This window comes from Streptomyces sulfonofaciens (genome assembly GCF_014656295.1).
Taxonomy (GTDB): domain Bacteria; phylum Actinomycetota; class Actinomycetes; order Streptomycetales; family Streptomycetaceae; genus Streptomyces; species Streptomyces sulfonofaciens.
Window position 1 is genome coordinate 1 of sequence record NZ_BNCD01000058.1, and the last position, 3038, is coordinate 3038.

Annotated in this window: 1 protein-coding gene; it reads right to left on the minus strand. The window is 73.0% G+C overall.

The genetic code is table 11. The annotated features are described in order from the left end of the window. Positions 1 to 3038 (minus strand): acyltransferase domain-containing protein (locus tag IE313_RS34505; RefSeq protein ID WP_189939321.1); only part of this gene is annotated, 3038 nt, incomplete at both ends.

Consider the following 3038-nt stretch of genomic DNA (forward strand, 5'->3'; position numbering starts at 1 on the left):
CCACCCAACACACCAGACCCACCCGTAACCAAAACCGTCCCACCCGAACCAAAAACCAACCCAGACCCCACACCCGAACCCACACCCAAGCCCGGATCCACGCCCGGCGCCAGCCCGACCCCGGACCCAGACTCGGACCCACGCCCGGCACCAGCCCCCGACCCCACAACCGAACCCGAACCCGACTCGGCCACAGCCACCAAACGCGGCACCCGCACCACACCGTCAACACCCAAACGCACATGCGGCTCACCACCCGCAACCACACCAGCCAACAACGAACGCGCAGGCTCGACACTGCCCTCCGTCTCGACCAACACAACCCGCCCAGGACGCTCAGCCTGAACAGACCGCACCAGACCACCCACCGCAGCCCCAGCCAGATCCCCCGAACACACCACGACCACCAGGACCCGGTCCTCCGCCACGCCTTCCTGGACACGTTGCAGCGCCTCGGCCACCGCCTCGTGCACCGCCGCGACCGGATCACCGGCATCCGAGGCGGGCACCCACAGCACCGTCGTCTCCGGTGCGGCCTCGGCGTCCGAGGCGGCGGGCGTCGCCAGCGGCTCCCACGCCGTCCGGTACACCGCACCCGCGGGTGACGCCACGGACCGGGGCTCGAAGGGGCGCAGGGTGATGGACCGCACCGACACCACCGGCCTGCCCCGGGTGTCCGCCGCCGTGAGCGCGACCTCGCCGGAGGCGGTGTCGCGTCGGAGCCGTATCCGGAGCCGGTCAGCACCCGTGGCGTGTACCGTCACCGTGCCGAAGGCGAACGGCACCGCCGGCATGGCGGCCTCGGCGCCTTCGTCCGGCTCATCGCCGAGGATCACCGGGTGCATGGCGGCGTCCAGCAGAGCGGGATGCACGAGGAAGCGGTCGGCTTCCGCGGCCTCGGTCTCGTCCAGCTCCACCTCGGCGTACAGCTCGTCAGCGTGCCGCCACAGTGCGCGCAGCCCTTGGAACGCGGAGCCGTAGTCGTAGCCCCGCGCCGCCAGCCGATGGTACGGATCCGGGTGCTCGACCGCGCGTGCTCCGGGCGGCGGCCAGGTTCCGAAGGGGTCGCCGGGCTCCGGCGACTCGGGGATCAGTCGGCCCTCCGCGTGTTTGGTCCAGGACACCTCACCGGCGGTGCCGTCGGTCGCACCGGTATGGCCGGCGGGGCGGGAGTGGATGGTCAGGGGCCGCCGCCCGTCCGGGTCCTGCGGGCCCACCTCGACCTGGACGTGCCGGGCGCCGTCCTCGGGAAACACCATCGGGGCGAGGACGGTGAGGTCCTCCACCACGGCGCAGTCGGCGGAGCGGCCCGCCTGGAGGGCCAGTTCGAGGAAGGCGGTGCCAGGGAGGAGGGTCGTGCCCGCCACGGCGTGGTCGGACAGCCAGGGATGGGTGCGCGGCGACAGCAGGCCGCTGAGCAGGAACACGTCGGTGTCGGCCGAGGTCACCAGCGCTCCCAGCAGGGGGTGGCCGGCGGAGGCGAGGCCCGTGGCCGTCACGTCGGTGCCAGTGCGGGCGGCCGGTTTCAGCCAGTAGGACTCGTGCTGGAACGGGTACGTGGGAAGGTCCACCGTCTGCCGCGGGCGGTCCGTGAACACGGTGGGCCAGGACACGTCGAGTCCGTGGGCCCAGCCCTCGGCCAGCGCGGCCAGGAAGCGGTCCCAGCCGCCGTCGTCCCGCCGCAGCGTGCCCAGGCAGAGGGCTGCCGGATTGTTGCCTGGCTGTGCGGGGGCGGCGTCAGCGAAGGTCTCGTCGAGTGCCATGGTGAGTACGGGGTGGGCACTGACCTCGATGAATGTCCGGTGCCCGCGGTCGAGGAGGGCGCGGACGGCCTGATCGAGGCGGACGGGCTGCCGCAGGTTCCGGTACCAGTAGGTGCCGTCGAGCCGGGTTGTGTCCAGGTCGTCGCCGGTGACGGCCGAGTGGAACGGGATCGCCGACGGCTGCGGCGCGACAGCCGCCAGCAACTCCGCGAGGTCGTCGCGGACGGCTTCGACGTGGGGTGAGTGGGACGCGTAGTCCACGGGGATGCGCCGTGCGCGGATGCCCGCCGTCTCGCAGTCGGCGAGGAGTTCGTGCAGCGCCTGGGGGTCGCCGGACACGACCACCGAAGTCGGGCTGTTCACGGCGGCCACCGTCAGCCGGTCGCCCCATCGCCCGATGATTTCCTCGACGTCGTCCGCGGGCCGCGCGACCGAGACCATGCCGCCGGTGCCCGCGAGACCGGCCAGTGCCTGGCTGCGCAGCGCGATCACCCTGGCCGCGTCCGTCAGTGTGAGGGCGCCCGCGACGCAGGCCGCGGCGATCTCCCCCTGGGAGTGGCCGGCCACGGCGTCGGGCCGTACGCCGTGGGCCTCCCAGAGTGCGGCGAGTGCGACCATGACGGCGAACAGGGCGGGCTGGACGACGTCGACCCGGTCGAGGCCAGGTGCGCCGGGGGCGCCGGTCAGCACGTCCAGCAGGGACCATTCGGTGAACTGGTCCAGCGCGGCGGCGCACTCGTGCATGCGCTCCCGGAAGACGGCGGAGGTCTCCAGCAGTTCCAGGGCCATTCCGGCCCACTGCGAGCCCTGCCCGGGGAAGACGAAGACCGTGCCCGCGGGGTCTGCCCCCGCGCCGGTGACGGCCGTTCCGGTGATGGTGGTGGACGGGTCCGGGTCGCCTTCGCCGAGTGCCCGCAGTGAGGCGAGGAGGGTGGGGCGGTCGGCGGCCAGGACGACGGCCCGGTGGCGGTGCGGGGCGCGGGTGGTGGCGAGGGCGTGGGCGAGGCTGTACGGGTCCGTGTCCGGGGACCGTGTCAGATGGTCGTGCAGACGGCCGGCCAGGTCCCTCAGGGCTTGTGGTGTGTGGGCGGAGAGGAGGATCGGGAGACTGGCTGCTGGTGCTGGTCCGGCCGGCGCTGCGGAGTCCGCCTCCGGGGCCGTCCCGGTCTGCGCGTCGGTGTCGGTGTGCTGGACCGCAGGTGCTTCTTCGAGGATGAGGTGGGCGTTGGTCCCGCTGATCCCGAACGACGACACCCCCGCACGCCGCGGCCTGTC